The organism is Rhodococcus sp. D-46 (assembly GCF_011290655.1).
Lineage (GTDB): Bacteria > Actinomycetota > Actinomycetes > Mycobacteriales > Mycobacteriaceae > Rhodococcus_F > Rhodococcus_F qingshengii.
This window is the reverse complement of sequence record NZ_JAANTF010000003.1, coordinates 58,615-76,512: the sequence shown is the minus strand read 5'-3', so window position 1 is coordinate 76,512 and position 17,898 is coordinate 58,615. Positions and strand designations below refer to the sequence as shown.

The 17,898-nt window shown below is 62.3% G+C and carries 15 protein-coding genes and 1 riboswitch; of the genes, 9 read left to right on the top strand and 6 right to left on the bottom strand.

The window, feature by feature from the left end:
- Positions 1-22: 22 nt before the first annotated feature.
- Complete coding sequence (locus G9U53_RS08355) at positions 23-1,168, bottom strand: hypothetical protein (protein WP_165638577.1); 1,146 nt, start codon at positions 1,166-1,168, stop codon at positions 23-25.
- A 243-nt stretch (positions 1,169-1,411) separates the two neighbouring features.
- On the opposite strand from G9U53_RS08355, the gene G9U53_RS08350 reads away from it, so the two are divergent.
- From G9U53_RS08350 to G9U53_RS08325, 6 genes are all read left to right on the top strand, one after another.
- Entirely contained in the window at positions 1,412-1,987 is a 576-nt protein-coding gene (locus G9U53_RS08350; RefSeq protein ID WP_003941199.1) for a TerD family protein, read from the top strand.
- Between the two features lie 137 nt (positions 1,988-2,124).
- Positions 2,125-3,246, top strand: a complete 1,122-nt coding sequence (locus G9U53_RS08345; RefSeq protein ID WP_003941145.1) for a DUF475 domain-containing protein — start codon at positions 2,125-2,127, stop codon at positions 3,244-3,246.
- Between the two features lie 227 nt (positions 3,247-3,473).
- Complete coding sequence (locus tag G9U53_RS08340) at positions 3,474-5,468, top strand: TerD family protein (RefSeq protein WP_064688709.1); 1,995 nt, start codon at positions 3,474-3,476, stop codon at positions 5,466-5,468.
- 2 nt (positions 5,469-5,470) lie between these two features.
- Positions 5,471-5,947, top strand: a complete 477-nt coding sequence (locus G9U53_RS08335) for a GNAT family N-acetyltransferase (RefSeq protein ID WP_042922718.1) — start codon at positions 5,471-5,473, stop codon at positions 5,945-5,947.
- Positions 5,948-5,965: 18 nt separating this feature from the next.
- Positions 5,966-6,415: a GNAT family N-acetyltransferase gene (locus G9U53_RS08330; protein WP_007727049.1), complete on the top strand. Its 450-nt coding sequence runs from the start codon at positions 5,966-5,968 to the stop codon at positions 6,413-6,415.
- A 64-nt stretch (positions 6,416-6,479) separates the two neighbouring features.
- Complete coding sequence (locus tag G9U53_RS08325) at positions 6,480-7,841, top strand: lipase family protein (protein ID WP_165638576.1); 1,362 nt, start codon at positions 6,480-6,482, stop codon at positions 7,839-7,841.
- An 18-nt stretch (positions 7,842-7,859) separates the two neighbouring features.
- Here G9U53_RS08325 and G9U53_RS08320 read toward each other — a convergent pair whose 3' ends face one another.
- The 3 genes from G9U53_RS08320 to G9U53_RS08310 all read right to left on the bottom strand — a co-directional run bounded on the left by G9U53_RS08320 (position 7,860) and on the right by G9U53_RS08310 (position 12,419).
- Positions 7,860-8,564 (bottom strand): MgtC/SapB family protein, encoded by a 705-nt coding sequence (locus tag G9U53_RS08320; protein ID WP_003941187.1) that lies wholly within the window; start codon positions 8,562-8,564, stop codon positions 7,860-7,862.
- A 9-nt stretch (positions 8,565-8,573) separates the two neighbouring features.
- On the bottom strand, positions 8,574-11,267 hold the full coding sequence (gene mgtA, locus G9U53_RS08315; protein WP_165638575.1) for a magnesium-translocating P-type ATPase: 2,694 nt from the start codon (positions 11,265-11,267) through the stop codon (positions 8,574-8,576).
- 348 nt (positions 11,268-11,615) lie between these two features.
- A riboswitch (M-box (ykoK) riboswitch) is annotated at positions 11,616-11,789 on the bottom strand.
- 45 nt (positions 11,790-11,834) lie between these two features.
- The gene (locus G9U53_RS08310; RefSeq protein WP_037129354.1) at positions 11,835-12,419 is read right to left on the bottom strand and encodes a TetR/AcrR family transcriptional regulator; all 585 of its coding nucleotides are present in this window, start codon (positions 12,417-12,419) and stop codon (positions 11,835-11,837) included.
- A gap of 126 nt (positions 12,420-12,545) precedes the next feature.
- Between G9U53_RS08310 and G9U53_RS08305 the strand changes: the two genes are divergently transcribed.
- The 3 genes from G9U53_RS08305 (at position 12,546) to dszD (ending at position 14,925) form a co-directional block, all read left to right on the top strand.
- The gene (locus G9U53_RS08305; protein ID WP_003941129.1) at positions 12,546-13,649 is read left to right on the top strand and encodes a membrane protein; all 1,104 of its coding nucleotides are present in this window, start codon (positions 12,546-12,548) and stop codon (positions 13,647-13,649) included.
- Positions 13,650-13,664: 15 nt separating this feature from the next.
- Positions 13,665-14,138, top strand: coding sequence for a YbaK/EbsC family protein (locus tag G9U53_RS08300; protein ID WP_047269684.1), 474 nt, complete (start codon positions 13,665-13,667; stop codon positions 14,136-14,138).
- A gap of 208 nt (positions 14,139-14,346) precedes the next feature.
- Positions 14,347-14,925, top strand: a complete 579-nt coding sequence (gene dszD / locus G9U53_RS08295; RefSeq protein ID WP_003941189.1) for an NADH:FMN oxidoreductase DszD — start codon at positions 14,347-14,349, stop codon at positions 14,923-14,925.
- Positions 14,926-14,977: 52 nt separating this feature from the next.
- On the opposite strand, the gene G9U53_RS08290 is transcribed toward dszD, so the two are convergent.
- Both G9U53_RS08290 and gabT read right to left on the bottom strand, forming a co-directional pair.
- Positions 14,978-16,423: an NAD-dependent succinate-semialdehyde dehydrogenase gene (locus tag G9U53_RS08290; RefSeq protein WP_058227969.1), complete on the bottom strand. Its 1,446-nt coding sequence runs from the start codon at positions 16,421-16,423 to the stop codon at positions 14,978-14,980.
- Position 16,424: 1 nt separating this feature from the next.
- Entirely contained in the window at positions 16,425-17,789 is a 1,365-nt protein-coding gene (gene gabT / locus G9U53_RS08285) for a 4-aminobutyrate--2-oxoglutarate transaminase (RefSeq protein ID WP_007727077.1), read from the bottom strand.
- Positions 17,790-17,898 lie beyond the last annotated feature (109 nt).

Genomic DNA, 17,898 nt, shown 5'->3' with positions numbered 1-17,898 from the left:
ATCCCCCGATCGGCCCGACCATTCAGTTTTTGCCGGCTCGCGCCCGCATCTTCTCGACAACTTCGGTGATGAACGTCGATACCGAGTCCAGCTGTAATACATACGACCAGTAGTCCGGATGAGTTCCCGACAGTGACTCACTCGCTCGCTCGATCCTTGCTAGTTGAGCATCGAGTACGGAGCCCCACTCCGCCACCAACCCTTGGTTAACAGCGAACATCTGGGCGTCTTTCAGCCGGAAACGAACCTCACGTTCCTTTTGGCTCGGATCTGCCCGGACTGCACGCAGAGTAGCGAGACGGTCCGTCACGGCGTCGGCACACGCTTCGGCGTCGGCGAGGTGCACGCGGGCTTCGGCCATCAAAGCCAGTGCGTGTTCGGGGTTTCCCGCAGCCAGCGACTGCTTCGCTTCCTTGAGATCGATGTCGGCCTGATCGATATGCGCTCGACTGCGACTGCTGTTGTCGACGAGGTCAGCGGAACTCGCGGCGTTGAACTCGCGCAGCAATGCGGAGTACGCCGGATCCAGGCGGTCCACTCGAGTGCGCACTGCCGACAACCTGGTCGAGACCGAGGAAATCGTCATCTCGGCACGGTGCTGGGTCGACGGGGCTTCTGCCAATGCTTCCTCGAGCGCCGATACCGCTTCGCGGACACTCTCGGCCCGCGTGCGGACTGCGTCGGCGCGACCGGATGAGCGCGCGTTGTCGAGCGCTGCAACCGCGTCGTCGAGGTGTTCGGAGGCCGTCACCACCGACGGGTACTCGCGATAGCGCTGATCGGTGGCAGCCAGTTTTTCCCGGACGGCGTTCGCCAGGGTTCGGGCCTGTTGGCCGAGGACGGGAATGGCGGACATCGTGACCGTCGCCTGCTCGAGGTGCGCACGATGCCCGTTGTAGAAGGCGTCGACGCCCTTTGCCGCCTCGACGAGTTCGGCTACCGACTTTTCGAACGCCGCCCGAGCACCGTTCGGGTTCTGGTGGAGTACCTGATCGTTGCCATAGCGCTCGGATGTGTCGAGGTAATCCGACGCAGCCTGGAAGCACCGATCCCGAACGGGTTCCCACGCAGCGCGCAGCCCTCGCTCGGGGTACAGCTCGGCGGAAGCGTCGACTGCTGCCGACGCGATGGTCTGCCGCTTGTCCATGTCGAGGAACGCCGAAACCATGGCCGTCTGCGCCTCCCGCGCACGACTGACCGACTCCCCCACTCTTGCCCCCCGATTGAAGCGCTCCGACCATCTTCCCACCACGATTGAATCCTACGGGTCCAGCACTTCGCTTCTCGGTTCGTAATTCTGCTGTTACGGCGAACACACCGGAACTGCGGTTAGGGTGGTGGAGGTAAACACACTCCCAAGACGACTTCGCGTCGTAGTGGGCCTTGTCTCTCCTCTTGAAAGGACCCCTGAATGGGCGTCAGCTTGACCAAAGGCGGCAATGTCTCTCTCACGAAGGAGGCCCCCAACCTGACTGCAGTGGTCGTCGGCCTGGGCTGGGACGCACGTTCCACCACCGGAGCTGCTTTCGACCTCGACGCCAGCGCAATCGGCGCAGGCTCGAACAAGAAGGTCCTCTCCGACCAGCACTTCATCTTCTTCAACAACCTCCGTTCGCCCGACGGCTCGATCGAGCACAAGGGTGACAACACGGACGGCGAAGGCGAAGGCGACGACGAGCAGATCGACGTGAACCTCGCAGCGGTTCCCGCCGAGGTCGAGAGCGTTGTCTTCCCCGTCTCGATCTACGACGCAGAAGCTCGCTCGCAGTCCTTCGGCCAGGTCCGCAACGCGTACATCCGCGTCGTCGACAAGTCGAACGGCAACGAGCTCGCTCGCTACGACCTCTCCGAGGACGCTTCCACCGAGACCGCCATGGTCTTCGGTGAGCTGTACCGCAACGGTGCAGAGTGGAAGTTCCGCGCAATCGGCCAGGGCTACGCGTCCGGCCTCGCGGGCATCGCGCGCGATTACGGCGTCAACGTCTGATCTTCGCTCTCGACGAGCTGACTCGGGGAAGGTTCCGCAGTAGTCTGTGGAACCCTCCCCGTTTTCACGTTCGGATGCGGTGAGAGACCGCTTGCAGTAACCACTCTGCATTGACCAACTAGAAAGGGCCACGCTCCGTGGTACTGCGAATATTCGGTTTATCCATCGCAATTTCGATCCTCGCGATGATCGTTGCGTTCATCTACGGCGGACCCGAGGCACTGTTCCTCGTCATCATCCTGTCGATTCTGGAAATCTCGCTTTCCTTCGACAACGCCGTCATCAACGCCACTGTTCTGCAAAGAATGAGTGAATTCTGGCAGAAGATCTTCCTCACCATCGGCGTCATCATCGCCGTCTTCGGTATGCGTCTGGTGTTCCCGCTCGTGATCGTCTGGGCTGCATCCGGTCTCGGACCCGTAGCTGCACTCGACCTCGCACTGAACCCGCCTGCGGACGACGCCGCGTACTTCGCCAACGGCGAGCCGAGCTACGAAACCATCCTCACCGACGCTCACCCGCAGATCGCTGCCTTCGGTGGCATGTTCCTGCTGATGCTCTTCCTCGGATTCATCTTCGAAGAGCGTGAGATCACCTGGCTGTCCTGGCTGGAGAAGCCGCTCGCTCGCATCGGCAAGCTCGATCAGCTCTCCGTCGTCGTGGCCGGCATCGTCCTGGTTCTCAGTGGTTCTTTCCTCGCTGCTGACGACAAGGTCTCCACCGTCATGATCTCGGGCGTTCTGGGCATGATCACCTACATCGCGGTCAACGGATTGGGTGAACTGTTCAATCTGCCGGAAGAAGGCGAAGAGGAAGAAACCGCCAAGTCCGGCGGCCCCACGCAGCTCGCGAAAGCGACCGGTAAGGCCGGCTTCTTCCTGTTCCTCTACCTCGAGGTCCTCGACGCGTCCTTCTCCTTCGACGGCGTCATCGGCGCATTCGCCATCACAGCAGACCCGATCATCATCGCCCTCGGCCTCGGCTTCGTCGGCGCGATGTTCGTCCGTTCCATCACGGTCTTCCTGGTCCGCAAGGGCACGCTCTCCGATTACGTCTACCTCGAGCACGGTGCGCACTGGGCCATCGGCGCTCTGGCCGTGATCTTGATGGTGTCCATCGGCGTTCACATCAACGAGATCATCACCGGCCTGGTCGGTGTCTTCTTGATCGGCGCTGCTTTCATCAGCAGCCTCATTCGCAACAAGCGAATCGCGAATGCAGATCCGAAGTTGGACGAGAACACTCCGGCAACTGTCTGACGTTCTTTTTCGAAACGCCCGCGACCAATTGGTTGCGGGCGTTTTGTTTGTTATGCCTGAATTGAAACTCTCTGCATTCCCAGCCGCGCGCCAATTGTTCAGCCGCGCGCCAAATTCAGCCTGCGGCTGAACAATTGCCCTGCGGATTCGAAACCACACAAAATTCGATCTGCCCCTGGACAATCAAGATGCGAAATCCGACTGTGCACAGCGATGAGGGGAAATTCGTGGAAGACCAATTTCTGTCCAAAGGCCAGAACATCGAGCTCCCCGACGAACTCGATCAGATCGACATCGTGATCACCTGGGACAATACGGAATTCGGTGTCGATGCCTCGGCATTGCTTCTGGGTGCCGACGGAAAAGTCAGGTCCGACGCAGACTTCGTCTTCTACAACCAACAGGAATCTGCTGACGGCTCGGTTCGCTATCTCGGCCGCCGCGAAGCCGAATCCGGTCCACACGAGCGCCTCCTCGTCCACCTCGCTGCTGTACCCGATCAGGTCGACGCGATCGCTTTGATAGGCAGCGTCGACACCGGCTCTTTCGGCGACCTCGGCAAACTTGCGCTCCAACTGGTTGATTCCGGTGGCTCTCCTATCGCCGAATACGTCACCGCCGACGCGTCCACCGAAACCGCATTCGTCTTCGGCCAGGTCTATCGACGTAGCGGGAAGTGGAAACTTCGCGCCATCGGCCAAGGTTGGGCTTCAGGCCTCGCCGGGCTCGCCGAAGACTTCGGAGTCGACGTGAGTGAGGATGCCCCCGCCGAGGAGCCTGGGTCACCTGAGCTCGAGGCAATCCAACCGATATCGGAACAGGAACCGTCAGTCACAGAGCCCTCAACGCCCGCGAAGCCCGTCCGACAGCGTGGTGTTCGTACAGCGAAGCCGGTGCCCAAGAAAGCCCCACTACCCGAATTCAAGCACGCAGAGTCCGAGGCCTGGCAACCTGCACGACTCTTCTCGGTGATCGGCGTCGGAACCGGTGAGGAACAAGAACGACGCACAACGTCGGCATTGGTTTCCACGATGCAAGCGGTTCCATTGTTTGCGCGGGCGGTTTCGTCCCGCGTGGGCGCGCCGGCCGGCTCGTTCGAGGGCTATGTCGAAGTTCCCTACGTCAAAGGTGAATCTCGGGTGATCCCGGATGCGGTGTGGCGCATCGCCCGCGGAAGCCGGCTCTGGACCGGCTTGCTCGAGGCAAAGACTGGAGCAGGCACCCATACCCGAGAGCAGCTCGAAAACTATCTCGACGTCGCCAAGAAGAACAAGTACGACGTCGTGATCAGCCTGTCCAACGACTTGCCTGCCGGCGCCGGCGAATTACCCGTCGAGGTGGACAAGCGCAAGCTCACCAAAGTTGCGCTGCGGCATCTCTCTTGGGCAGAAGTCATCCACGAGGCTCGGATGGTGCTCTCGCACGGCGGAATCGACAATCCGCTGCAAGGTTGGATTCTCAGCGAGTTTCTCCGGTACATCGAACATCCCAAGTCCGGGGCCGCGGAGTTCGTCGACATGGGTCGGCACTGGGTATCGATACGCGATTCCGTGAGCGCCGGAACTCTACGTCCTGGAGATCCGAAGGCAGCGGCGGTCGCTCAGTCGTGGATCGCGCTCGCGCGGAACCTTGCGCTGCGGTTCACCGCAGATCTCGGTGTCGTCGTCAAACACGTGTTGCCCCGTCGGGTGGTCAACGATGCGGATGCGCGTACCGCGCTGACGGTCAACGAATTGGCGAACGACGGCACCTTCAGCGCCACCCTCCGAATCCCCGACGCAGCCGGAGAGCTACGGGTTACTGCTGATTTGAGAACCAACAAAGTGAGCTGCAGTACAACGGTTTCTGCACCAGACGAAGGCACTTCGGGAAAACGAGTCACCTGGGTTTTGCGTCAGTTGAAGAATGCTCCTGCCGAACTGTTGGTCGAAGCGTTGTTCACCGGCCCGGCCTCGTCGACTTGCGAGACCGTTGCATCCGCGCGCACAACGCCACGTCTGTTGACAGACAGTCAAGGCGGCCAACTCAGTTCATTCGTACTGACACAGTCCTTCACACTCGGCAGCAAGCGTTCGGGTACTGCTGCGAGTTTCATCAACAGTGTGACCAGTTCGGCCGAAATCTTCTACTCCGAAGTCGTTCAACCGCTCCGTGAATGGGTCCCCGCCGCCCCGAAGGCGTCCGATCTCCCTCGTGAAGAACAAGTCGACAACGAAGACTGACAATGAACGAGATAGTCATAGAGCGCGCAACGGACGAGGACGCCGCGGAAATCCTTGTTCTACAACGCTGTTGCTGGGTTTCGGAAGCAATCTCCAACAACAGCATGGACATACCCCCGCTCCACGAGGACCTACCCACGGTCCGAGCCTGGGTTCAGGAGTCGACTGTCTGGACCGCACGACGCGGCGGCCGGCTCGTCGGGGCCGTGCGAGGAACCGCGGACGGAACCGCATGGCAGATCGGTCGCCTCATGGTGGCACCGGACTTGGCGGGCAACGGCCTCGGCCGACGCCTCTTGCAGCACGTGGAACAGAACGCTCCGGAGCACATCACACGTTTCGAGCTGTTCACCGGAAGCAGGAGCCTGCGGAACATTCGCCTGTACACCCGAGCGGGCTACTCCCAATTGCCGCCGGACCCCAGCCACATCCCCGGAGTCGTCTACCTGTCCAAGCCGAACGCCATCAACTCCGACTGAACGGCGATACTGACTTCTGTGGTGAACATTCGCGTCGCAGCGCAGACAGACTTGCCGTTCTTACGTGAGCACGACTCGCACGTCGCTGCCGAGGAACTCGCGTCAGTGGTCCAACGCGGCCGGATACTCATCGCCGAGGACAACGGTAATCCAATCGGATGGCTGCGCTGGGGCTTGTTCTGGGACGAGATTCCGTTCATGAACATGCTGACCGTCCTGTCTTCGAACCGCGGCCAAGGCATCGGGCGCGCTTTGGTCACAGATTGGGAAAAACGCATGAGCCGCGCGGGACACTCGCAGGTCCTCACCTCCACACTCGCCGACGAATCAGCCCAGAACTTCTATCGCGCAATGGGATACACCGACGCGGGAGTTCTTTTACTCCCAGGCGAGTCCTCCGAAATCTTCCTACGTCGAGACCTCGATACGACGACCGATCTGACCGATCCCCACATTACCCACGAGTAATATATGGTGGTCGTCACACCACGATCTCAGGGTGGGGCGTGGCACACCAATGTGGAGGACGAGTATGTCGTCAAGGGTCTTATCTCGCGCAGTTGTCGGAGTACTCGCGCTTGCACTGACAGGCGTCGGCGCACCGGTAGCGCTCGCGCAGCCAGTCCTTGCCAAGTCCCCCGATGACGGTTTCTACAGCTACGACGGCGCGGCACCCCTCTCGTCGTACGCCCCGGGTGCGGTACTCGAGACTCGCACCGTGCCGTACACCGTGCTCAACATCCCGACCCCGATACAGGCAGTCCAGGTTCTCTACCGATCAACCGACGCCCTGGGACAGCCGTCCGCCAACGTCACCTCGATCCTGCGCCCGGCCAACGCCCAACCGAACAAAGTTGTTTCGTACCAGTCCTTTTACGATTCGCTGAACCCCGACGACAGCCCGTCGCGAGCCATCGCGGGTAACACCCCGATCGGCGACTGGACTCCCAGCGGACGCAACTTCAACATCGGCGGTACCTTCACGTCCATCGAGGCAGCCTTGTTCGGGCCGCTCTTCGCATTGGGCTACACGATCGTCGTCCCGGACACCGAGGGCCCGGATGCAAACTTCGCTGCCGGACCCGAATACGGGATGATGACGCTCGACGCTCTGCGTGCCGCCCGCGATGTCCCGGAAACCGGAATCACCGACGACGCAGAGATCGCGCTGATGGGTTACTCAGGCGGAGCGATCGCCACCAACTGGGCTTCGATACTCGCTCCCGCATATGCACCGGAGATCAACGATAACTTGATCGGTGCCGCGCAAGGCGGCGTGCTGGTCAATCCGGCCAACAACCTTCGCTACGCGAGCGGAAGCATCGGGTGGGGCGGCGTCGTCGGCATGGCCATCGTCGGCGTTGCGCGTTCGTACGACATCGATTTCGGAAAGTATCTCAGTGACCGTGGACGCGACGTCATGGCTCGACTCGAAGACGCGTCCATCGGCAATGTGCTGGCACAGTATCCCGGACTGACCTGGCAGGATCTGGTCAAACCCGAGTACGCCGATCCCAATACGGTTCCCGAGTACGTCGATGTCGTGAACAAGATCAACATGGGCACCGCGGCGACACCGACCACTCCGATGTTCATCGCGCAGGCGGCCAACGGCACCATCGAGGGCACCCAACCCGGCGGCCCCGGTGTCGGAGCGGGAGACGGCGTGATGATCACGGGCGACGTCCGCACCCTCGCACGCAGGTACTGCGACGCCGGCCTGGCGATTCAGTACGACCAGTACGACACCATCAGCCACTTCCTCGGCGCCATGCTCTGGCTCCCCGGTGCGCTCGCCTGGGTCGACGACCGCTTGAACGGCAAGCCTGCACCGTCCAACTGCGCGAACATTGCACCGGGGAACTCACTTGCGCCGCAAGAACATGCGCGCTGACTGACAGCGACCCCGAATCTACTTCGACGGCTCCACCTCCCACCGAACGTGAGTCACCAACGGTTCAAGGCTAAGCCGGCTGACGGCGGATTCCAGGAGTCCGTCGTCACGCTCCGCGGCAGCCAGTTCGGCCACCACCCGCACGCGGTCGCTGTCCGGGATGTCGAAGGACTGCACTGACCGGAGCTGAAACTCGGGCCTCGAAATGGACTGCACGGTAAGACCTCTGATGTGAGCTTCGGCGTCGCCGTGACAGGTCACCTCGAAGGTGTAGTCCGCGGGCGGTTCTTCGCGTCCGGTTCGGGCAGGCTGGTGATCCATCATCCGGCCCAACGGCCTCAACAGCGTGTTCGCCAACATGATTGCGCCGGCCCCGAACACCGCGACCCAGTACATTCCGCCTCCGGCCAGTGCGCCGACGGCGGCCGTGGCCCACAGAGTGGCGGCAGTGTTCAGGCCGGTGACCGACGCACCCTGCTTCATGATCACTCCAGCACCGAGGAAACCGATCCCCGAGACGATCTGCGCTGCGACGCGCGTCGGATCGGCGTCCGGGCCCTGAAACCCGTACGCGCCCATGATGACGAAGAGCGTCGCACCCAAGCTCACCAACGCGTTGGTTCGCAGACCCGCCATCCTTGCGCGCCATTGCCTTTCGATCCCGACTGCAGCGCCGAGGACGAGCCCGAGCGCTATCCGCACAAGGATGACGTGGATTTCCACGGTGAACTCCTAGAGCCAGGTCGCGAATCGACGAATGAACATTCCCTTGGCCACCTGCGTGACGACGCAGTATGCCCCGAGGGTGAGGACCAGCCACGGGAAGTAGTTCCACGGCAGTGAAACCAACCCGAGGGAATGACCCCAGGACGTGAACGGGAACACCAGCGCGAAGACGCAGGCAGCGCCCGTGCTGAGCAGTACCGGCAGCGATGCACGCGACTGGATGAACGGGATCTTGCGGGTGCGGATCATGTGAACGATCAGCGTCTGCGAGATCAATGACTCGATGAACCAACCCGATTGGAACAGCGCTGCATGCTCGGGAGAGTTGGCGGCGAACACGAACCACATCAGCGCGAACGTCGAGATATCGAAGATCGAACTGATCGGGCCGATGAACACCATGAACCGGCGAAGGCTCTTGGTCTCCCACTTGCGGGGCTTCGCGAGGAAGTCGTCGTCGACACGGTCCCACGGGATCGTGAGCATCGAGAGATCGTAGATCAGGTTCTGCAACAACAGAACTACGGGAATCATAGGGATGAACGGCAGCAGGGCGCTGGCGACGAGCACCGAGAAGACGTTCCCGAAGTTCGACGACGCAGTCATCTTGATGTACTTCTGGATGTTTCCGAAAGTACGACGCCCTTCGATGACTCCTTGTTCGAGTACACCGAGGTCCTTCTCCAGCAAGATGATGTCCGCGGATTCGCGGGCGATGTCCGCCGCTGTGTCAACGGAGATGCCGACGTCCGCAGCCCGCAGTGCGGGTGCGTCGTTGACACCGTCACCGAGGAAACCAACCGTGTGGCCGACCCGGCGCAGCGATTCGACAATGCGCGCCTTCTGCATCGGATCCGTCTTCGCGAATACGGTTGTCCGCTGCACCAACTCGTCGAGGGCGTCGTCGCTCAACGCTTCGATCTCGGCGCCGGATACAACAGCTCCCACGTCGATACCGACTTTGCCGCAGACGGTTTCGGCGACCAGTTCGTTGTCACCCGTCACTACCTTGACCGCGACTCCGTGGCTCGCGAGGGCTTCGATCGCCCCGGCCGCAGATTCCTTCGGCGGGTCGAGGAAGGCCAGCAGTCCAACCAGGGTCATGCCCTCTTCGTCGGCCGTCGAGTACTCGCGGCGCTGCTCTTCGACGACTGTCTTGGTTGCCACCGCAAGCACTCGCTTACCTTGACCGTTCAGCTCCGCGACCAGACGGTCGACTCGGGCCAGCCATCCCGGTGTCAATTGGTGGGTCACCCCGTCCAGTTCCACCGATTCACAGACCGAAAGGAGCTCTTCCACTGCACCTTTGGTTACGATCAGATCGGCGTCTCCGTGGTCGACCACCACGGAGAGTCGACGGCGCTTGAAGTCGAAGGGAATCTCGTCCACCAACCCGTGGCGACGCGAGATCTCCTCGACCACTTCGGGACCGGCGGCCTCGATCACCGCGTCGTCGAGAAGACTGCGCAATCCGGTCTGATTCACGGAATTGACCGCCGCTAGCCGCAATACGTCCTCGGACTTACGTCCGGCAGTATCGAGATGCTCACCGAGAACGATGCGGTCCTCGGTGAGAGTTCCGGTCTTGTCCGTGCACAGAACGTCCATGGCACCGAAGTTCTGAATCGCGTTGATCTGCTTGACGATCACCTTCTTGCGCGACATGTGGAGCGCACCCTTGGCCAGGTTCGCCGTCACGATGAGCGGCAACATTTCCGGAGTCAACCCCACCGCGGTGGCGACGCCGAAGAGTAGTGCTTGGCTCCAGTCCTTGGTCAGTCCGTTGATGATGAACACCGCGGGAACCATGATCAGCATGAACTTGATCAGCAGGTAGCTGACACTGCGCACCCCGACGTCGAAGCTGGTTTCGGGTCGCTTGGACGCCAATTGTGCTGTCATGGCACCGAAGTAGGTCCGCTTGCCGGTGTGTACCGCAACGGCGGTGCCGCTGCCCGACACGACGGAAGTACCCATGAACCCGATGTTCTCGGCTTCGAGCAGGCGATCGACGTCGATCCCCGACGACGGGTCCGCCGACTTCTCGGCCGGCATCGATTCACCGCTGAGCATGGACTGATTGACCTGTAGATCCTTGGCCCGGATGATGCGGACATCGGCCGGGATCATGTCGCCGGCGGCAAGCTGGACTACATCACCTGGCAGTAACTGCTCGATCGGAATCTCAGCCGTGACCACGGTGTTGTTGATCTTGCGGGTGGCCGCGACGGTCGTCGTAACCATCGCCTTGAGCGCCTCGGCGGCGCGGCTCGAACGGTATTCCTGCCAGAACCTCAGTGAGACACTGACAAAGATCATCAACCCGAGAGTGATGATGCCCTCGTAGGAAGGACCGTCCTCGGGGTCCGCCCAGACCACGTCGGTCCCGACCATGATCAGGGCGAGGAATACCAGGATCAGGATGAACGGGTTCTTGAAGGCCCCCGCGAACTGCACGATTGCCGGCGCCGGGCGGTCGTGGCGGACATCGTTGCGCCCGTATTGCCGACGAAGATCGTCGATCTGATCGTCGCGAAGGCCGTTGGCCGTCGTGGTCAGATCGGCGAGGACGGTGCGCGTGTCCGAGGCCGAGTAGTCGACCAATTCCTGTGCGCTTTCCTTTGCCAGGACTGTTGAATGTGTTTGTTGTGCAATGTTTCTCGTGGGCCGTGGCCGCAATGCGAGAACGGAAAATGACATGACGAATCTCCTCGGCTGCCCGAACACGCCGGACCATGCCAGTGCATGAGGGCAGCAGAATGCGCTGAGCGACAATGGAAGTCGTCAGCGGACGCGGCAAAGCCGCGCAGATGAAGCCGAGGATGCAAAGAGTCAGTGACTGAAGAGCAAAAGACCGGGGTGAGCATCGTTGGCAAGAACAGAAGGATGGGTCGAATATCGACTCGGCGGGTCGTCCACGATAGTCACCTCCTGAAAGTTCGGGGCGTCCGATGACGCCACACAAAGTACATGCGCACAGCACACGCCAGGAGAACCGAATATCGACGTACTCTCGCCTTCGCCGGAAGAAACCGGCATCAAGCTGCGAAAACACCTCCACGTCCGAGTTTTGGCACTGCACGACGTGTCCCGATCAAGACCGGGAAGCCACTTTGGATCACCCCTTAAGCCGGGGAGATCTGTCCTAACCTTGGGCGTCTCTCGACGTCGTGAGATCAGTGGCCTGTGTTCGTGCAGAAGCCTCACCTAACGAGGTACTGCACCCAGAGGGTAGTTCTCAAATCTGTTGCCTGTCAACCGAGCAACTCAGACGGCGGACAATCCTGCCCGTGCGACGGCGCCGGCGAAGAGTGCCGTCACGGCGGCACCCATGACACTCTGATCAACCTCTTCCGGATCCACGGAGTGTTCGAGAACGAGCCCGGATATCAACGCCATCAACGAGATTGCGGTTGTCCGCACGTCAAAGGAATCGTCCACTCCCCATTCACGGGCACGTTCGCCGATCAACTCCACGAGTTGGCTGCGCAAGTGGCGACGCTCACGTAAGTACGCCTGAGCGATCTGCGGATCACGCCCGGCGAGCACTCCGAATTCGAGGACGAGAAGCGACCACCCCGGGTCGTCGACCATCCACGTGGCAATGGCCTCGCCACCTTTGCCCGCCGCGTCGGACGGGTTCATCCCGGCAATCTCGGCGAGCACCCGGCCGGCCAGTTCGAGAGACCGTTGCGCGAACAGTTCGGCGAACAGATCTTGTTTCGACTCGAAGTTGGAGTAGACAGCCCCCTTGGTGAAGCCCGCGCGGCGGGCAACTTCAGTGAGACGTGCAGCACTGAATCCGCGCTCCGCAAACTCTTCCGCCGCAGCGTCGAGCAGTCTTTGCCGCACCACGTCACGTCCGGGGCGGGTTACCGGCGTCCAGTCCGGTTGACGAGATTCAGTCACGATACCTAGAGTATTCAATACTTCGGGTATTGACAAGCTCTTTACTTTCGACAAGATCAGGACTCTTTCGTGACCACTACGCATCCGGCACACGCCGCACCAGACAACAGCTCCACCCACGACGAACACCACCACGACAATCTGCTGGTGAAATACGGCGCACCCAAGGTGATGGCCGCGCTGTTCGTCGGCGTGCTCCTGCTGCAGATGGGCTTCATCCTCAGCTACGTCGCCGCCTTCCATCAGCCGACTCCGCGAGACATCGAAATCGCGGTCATCGCTGATCAGGGCACACCCGACGGCATGGATCAGCAGATCGCCGACAAACTCAACGCCATCGACGGCAGCCCGCTCGACGCTCAGGTGGTCGACAGCACGGCGACCGCTCGCCGCATGATCAACGACCGCGAGATCCAGGGCGCGTTTGTCATCAACCCGGCCGGACCGGACACCCTGATCACCGCGAGCGCGGGCGGCAGCTCCATCGCGACGTCACTCGAAGCGGTGTTCACGAAGGTCGAGGCGACACAGGACCGACAGTTCGTCGTCCGCGACGAGATCCCCGTCGGAGCCCACGACAACCGCGGCCTCTCGGGCTTCTACCTCTCGGTCGGCTGGGTCGTCGGCGGCTATCTCCTCGCGGCAGCCATCGGACTGTTCATCGGTGCGCCGAAGACTCTCCGCCAGGCAAGCGCACACACGGGCGTGATCGCGATCTACTCGATCATCTCGGGAGCTCTCGGCGCCCTCATTACCTCACACGTACTCGGAACTTTCGCGGGCCACTGGTTCCCGCTGTGGATCCTGGGAACAGCCGTGGTGTTCGGCACCGCCATGTTCACACTCGGATTGCGCGCTGCCATCGGCGTTCTGGCAGTCCCGCTGGCTATCGCCGTCTTCGTGATTCTCGGCAATCCCAGTGCGGGAGGCGCATTCGGCTCCAACGTGATTCCCTCGTTCTATGCCGCCATCGGCCGATGGATCACACCTGGCGCCGGCACCGAAGGCGTGCGGAGCATCGTCTACTTCAACAACGTCGGCGTCGGCCAGCCTGCTCTGACGCTTTTCCTGTACGCACTGATCGGTGCGGTCATGCTGTTCGGCTTTACGATCCGTCGCAACCGAAAGTCCACCGACACGACGCCGACTCCAGCTGTGGCGAACGCCGACTAGTCCTAGTCTGAACTCATGACGAGCCTCCTCCACCCCAACGCCTCGCACGTCGCCGAAACACTGATCTCGCGGGGTCACCACGGCGTCATCGTCACGCAGCCCGACGCCACGCACACCGCGGCCGAGGCAGCGGCGGCCGTCGGGGTGGAGGTAGGCGCGATCACCAAGTCACTGGTGTTCCTTCTCGACGACGATCCGGTCCTGCTGCTGGTCTCCGGCGCGCATCAGGTGAATCTGAAGGCCACCGGCGAACGCCTCGAAGGCAAGCTCACGCGGGCGCCGCTGGAGATGGCGAAGTCCGCGACGGGCCAGCCGATCGGTGGGGTCGCTCCGCTCGGGCATCCCACCAACCTGCCGACGTACGTCGATACCGCCCTCGAGCAGTACCCCGAGTTGTGGGCAGCCGCCGGGCACCCCAACACGGTCTTTCGCACGACGTACTCCGAACTCCTCCGAATCACCGCCGGCCTCGCCGTCGACATGGACTGAAGCACTTCAGCCAACCCGGTCCGAAACCACTCAGACGTGCGTCCACCTATAGTTGGACGCACCATGTGCAATGCAACCAGGACCCCGGCCGGCAACCACTGGCGTCGACGGCACGTAGATCTGTGCCGCACCGACGCCTGTCTGTGTATGCCGAGCGCAGTCACCTCGACCACACCGCACACCTCGAGTTCCAGCCGGAGAGTTCCCGTTGTCTGACAAGCCGAATGCCGTTTCCAGCCACACCACCCCCGACGTCCCCGAAGTAGCAGCGACGCCCGAGTTGTCCACCGGCATCTGCGCCGGTGACTACCGCGCTGCGCTTCGCCGCCACCCCGCCGGTGTCACCGTCGTGACCCTCGATTCGGGTACCGGCCCGGTGGGTTTCACCGCCACCTCGTTCTCGTCCGTCTCCCTCGAGCCGCCGCTCGTCTCGTTCAACATCGCGGAGACGTCGTCGAGCATCAATGCACTCAAGGCAGCCGAGTCCTTGGTGATCCACCTTCTCGGCGAACATCAGCAGCATCTGGCCCAGCGCTTTGCGCGTAGTGCCGATCAGCGTTTTGCAGACGAGTCACTGTGGGCAGTGCTCGACACCGGGGAACCGGTGCTGCACGGCACCCCCAGCTGGATGCGCGTCAAGGTCGACCAGTTGATCCCTGTCGGCGACCACACGCTGGTCATCGGACTCGTCACGCGGGTTCACGCCGAAGAAGACGACGAATCCGCTGCCGCACCGCTGCTCTACCACGAGGGCAAGTACTACCGCCCGACTCCGTTGGGTCAATAGACAACTGTGCGCCTTTATTAACCGCCCGCGGTTAATAAAGGCGCACAGCAAGTTAGAGCGCTACGTACTTGGTATCGAGATACTCGTCGATACCCTCGGTTCCGCCTTCACGGCCGAAGCCCGATTCCTTCACCCCACCGAACGGCGCGGCAGCATCGGAGATCGCGCCGCGATTGACGCCGACCATGCCGGTGTCCAGCTTGGCCGAGACGCGCATCGCCCGGTCGATGTCGCGGGTGTAGAAGTACGCCACGAGGCCGTATTCGGTGTTGTTCGCAGCCGCGATCGCTTCGTCTTCGGTGTCGAAACCGACCACTGCCGCAACGGGTCCGAAGATCTCTTCCTTCAGCAGGCGCGCGTCGGCGGGCACCTGGTCGAGGACCGTCGGGGTGAAGAAGAATCCGGGGCCTTCGGGTGCCGATCCACCGGTGCGAACGCGAGCACCCTTGGACACGGCGTCGTCGACGAGTCCGGTGACGGTTGCGAGCTGCTTGGTGTTGATCAGCGGTCCGATGTTGGTGCCCTCGGCGTCACCGGCGCCCACCTTCAAGGCCGCAACCTTGGCGGTGAACTTGTCGGTGAACTCCTCGCGCACCGAGTTGGCGACGTAGATGCGGTTGGCCGCGGTGCAGGCCTCGCCGCCGTTGCGCATCTTCGCGAGCATTGCGCCGTCGACAGCTGCGTCGATGTCGGCGTCGTCGAAGACGATGAACGGCGCATTGCCACCGAGTTCCATCGACGTGCGGAGCAGCTTGTCAGCAGCATTGCGCACCAACAACTTTCCGACGCCAGTGGAGCCGGTGAAGGTGACCTTGCGCAGACGCGCATCTTCCATCAGCGGTCCACTGATGGAGGCCGCGTCGGACGTCGGGAGGATCGAGAGCACACCGTCGGGCAGACCGGCATCGGCGAACACCTGACCGAGGAGCTGCATGGTCAGCGGCGTGTCCTCGGCGGGCTTGACGATGATGGTGCAACCGGCAGCCAGCGCCGGTCCGATCTTGCGTGTGCCCATGGCGAGCGGGAAGTTCCACGGGGTGATCGCGAGGACCGGTCCGACGGCTTCCTTGGTGACCAGGATGCGACCGTTGCCGGCCGGAGCCTGCGTGTAACGTCCGCCGATGCGTACTGCTTCCTCGCTGAACCAGCGCAGGAATTCGCCGCCGTAGTTGACCTCACCGCGGCTCTCTGCCAACGACTTACCCATTTCCAGGGTCATCATCAGCGCGAAGTCCTCGGCGCGGGCGTGCAGCAATTCGAAGGCGGTGCGCAGAATCTCGCCGCGTACACGTGCCGGAGTGGCCGCCCAGTCTTCCTGCGCCGCAGCGGCGAGGTCGAGCGCACGGATACCGTCGGCAGCGGTGGCGTCGGCTACCTGGGCGAGTTCCTCACCCGTTGCCGGGTTGTAGACCGCGAAGGTCTTCTCGGCCGGAACGAGCTTGCCGCCGAGCCAGAGACCCTTGGGTACCGAGTCGAGAAGATCCGAGACGTTGGACATGTCAGTTCCCCTGTGCTGCAGTGCGGATGGCGGTCTCGAGGACGGTCAACGCGTCGTCGAGCAGCTCTTCGGAGATGACCAGCGGCGGGAGCAGACGGATGACGTTGCCGTAGGTACCGCAGGTGAGGATCACGACGCCGGCAGCGAGGCATTCGGCGGCGATCTTCTTGGTGATGTCGGCGTCCGGCTCCTGCCCACCGGGCTTGACCAGCTCGATGGCGAGCATGGCGCCGCGACCGCGAACGTCGCCGATGACGTCGAGTTCCTTTGCCAGTGCGTTCATTCGGCCGACGACGGTCGACTCGATGGTGCGTGCGCGGCCACAGAGGTCGAGCTCACGCATCTGGTCGATGGACGCCAATGCAGCGGCGCAGGCGACGGGGTTACCGCCGTAGGTGCCACCGAGGCCGCCGGGGTGGACAGCGTCGATGAGCTCGGCGCGGCCCGTGACAGCGGCGAGCGGCATGCCGCCTGCGATGCCCTTGGCGAGCGTGACCAGGTCGGGCACGATGCCCTCGTGATCGCTGGCGAACCAGGCGCCGGTACGAGCGAAGCCTGCCTGAACCTCGTCGGCGATGAAGACGACGCCGTTCTCCTTGGCCCACGCGACGAGCGTCGGGAGGAATCCTTCTGCGGGAACGATGAATCCACCCTCACCCTGAATGGGCTCGATGAGGATGGCGGCCGTGTTGGCAGCGCCGACCTGCTTCTCGATCATCGTGATGGCGCGCTGTGCGGCCTGCTCACCGGTGATCTTGGAGCCGTCGACATTGAGGCCCTCGCGGTACGGGTAGGACATCGGGACGCGGTAGACCTCGGGGGCGAACGGACCGAAGCCGCTCTTGTACGGCATGGACTTCGAGGTCAGTGCCATCGTGAGGTTGGTGCGGCCGTGGTACGCGTGGTCGAAGACGACGACTGCGTCGCGACCGGTCGCGTGACGGGCGATCTTGACTGCGTTCTCGACAGCTTCTGCGCCGGAGTTGAACAGCACGGAACGCTTCTCGTGGTCACCGGGGGTGAGTTCGGCGAGACGCTCGGCGACCTCGACGTAGCCCTCGTACGGAGCGACCATGAAACAGGTGTGGGTGAAGTGCGCGACCTGATCCTGAACCGCGGACACGACGGCCGGGTTGGAGGCGCCGACGCTGGTCACCGCGATACCGGCACCGAGGTCGATCAGCGAGTTGCCGTCGACGTCGACGATGACTCCGCCGTCTGCGTCGGCGACGTAGACCGGGAGGGTGGATGCGACGCCGGCGCCGACGACCTTCTTACGGCGTTCGGCGAGCGCAGCCGAGCGCGGGCCCGGGAACTCCGTGACGATGCGACGCTCCTGCGGAAGCCGGTATTCGATTGCACTCATGTGACCACCCTCTCGGTTGTGTATTGCATTCGAGTATGCGACGCGCGAAGCATCGCAAGCACTGCCGAAATGGATACCCGGAGCTCCAGGGCTACTCCATATCGGCAAC

Excerpts from the sequence above, each read along its gene's own strand:
- G9U53_RS08355 (WP_165638577.1), bottom strand. The coding sequence starts at position 1,168 with ATGGTTTCGGCGTTCCTCGACATGGACAAGCGGCAGACCATCGCGTCG.
- G9U53_RS08350 (WP_003941199.1), top strand. The coding sequence starts at position 1,412 with ATGGGCGTCAGCTTGACCAAAGGCGGCAATGTCTCTCTCACGAAGGAG.
- G9U53_RS08335 (WP_042922718.1), top strand. The coding sequence starts at position 5,471 with ATGAACGAGATAGTCATAGAGCGCGCAACGGACGAGGACGCCGCGGAA.
- G9U53_RS08325 (WP_165638576.1), top strand. The coding sequence starts at position 6,480 with ATGTCGTCAAGGGTCTTATCTCGCGCAGTTGTCGGAGTACTCGCGCTT.
- mgtA (WP_165638575.1), bottom strand. The coding sequence starts at position 11,267 with ATGTCATTTTCCGTTCTCGCATTGCGGCCACGGCCCACGAGAAACATT.
- G9U53_RS08300 (WP_047269684.1), top strand. The coding sequence starts at position 13,665 with ATGACGAGCCTCCTCCACCCCAACGCCTCGCACGTCGCCGAAACACTG.
- G9U53_RS08290 (WP_058227969.1), bottom strand. The coding sequence starts at position 16,423 with ATGTCCAACGTCTCGGATCTTCTCGACTCGGTACCCAAGGGTCTCTGG.
- gabT (WP_007727077.1), bottom strand. The coding sequence starts at position 17,789 with ATGAGTGCAATCGAATACCGGCTTCCGCAGGAGCGTCGCATCGTCACG.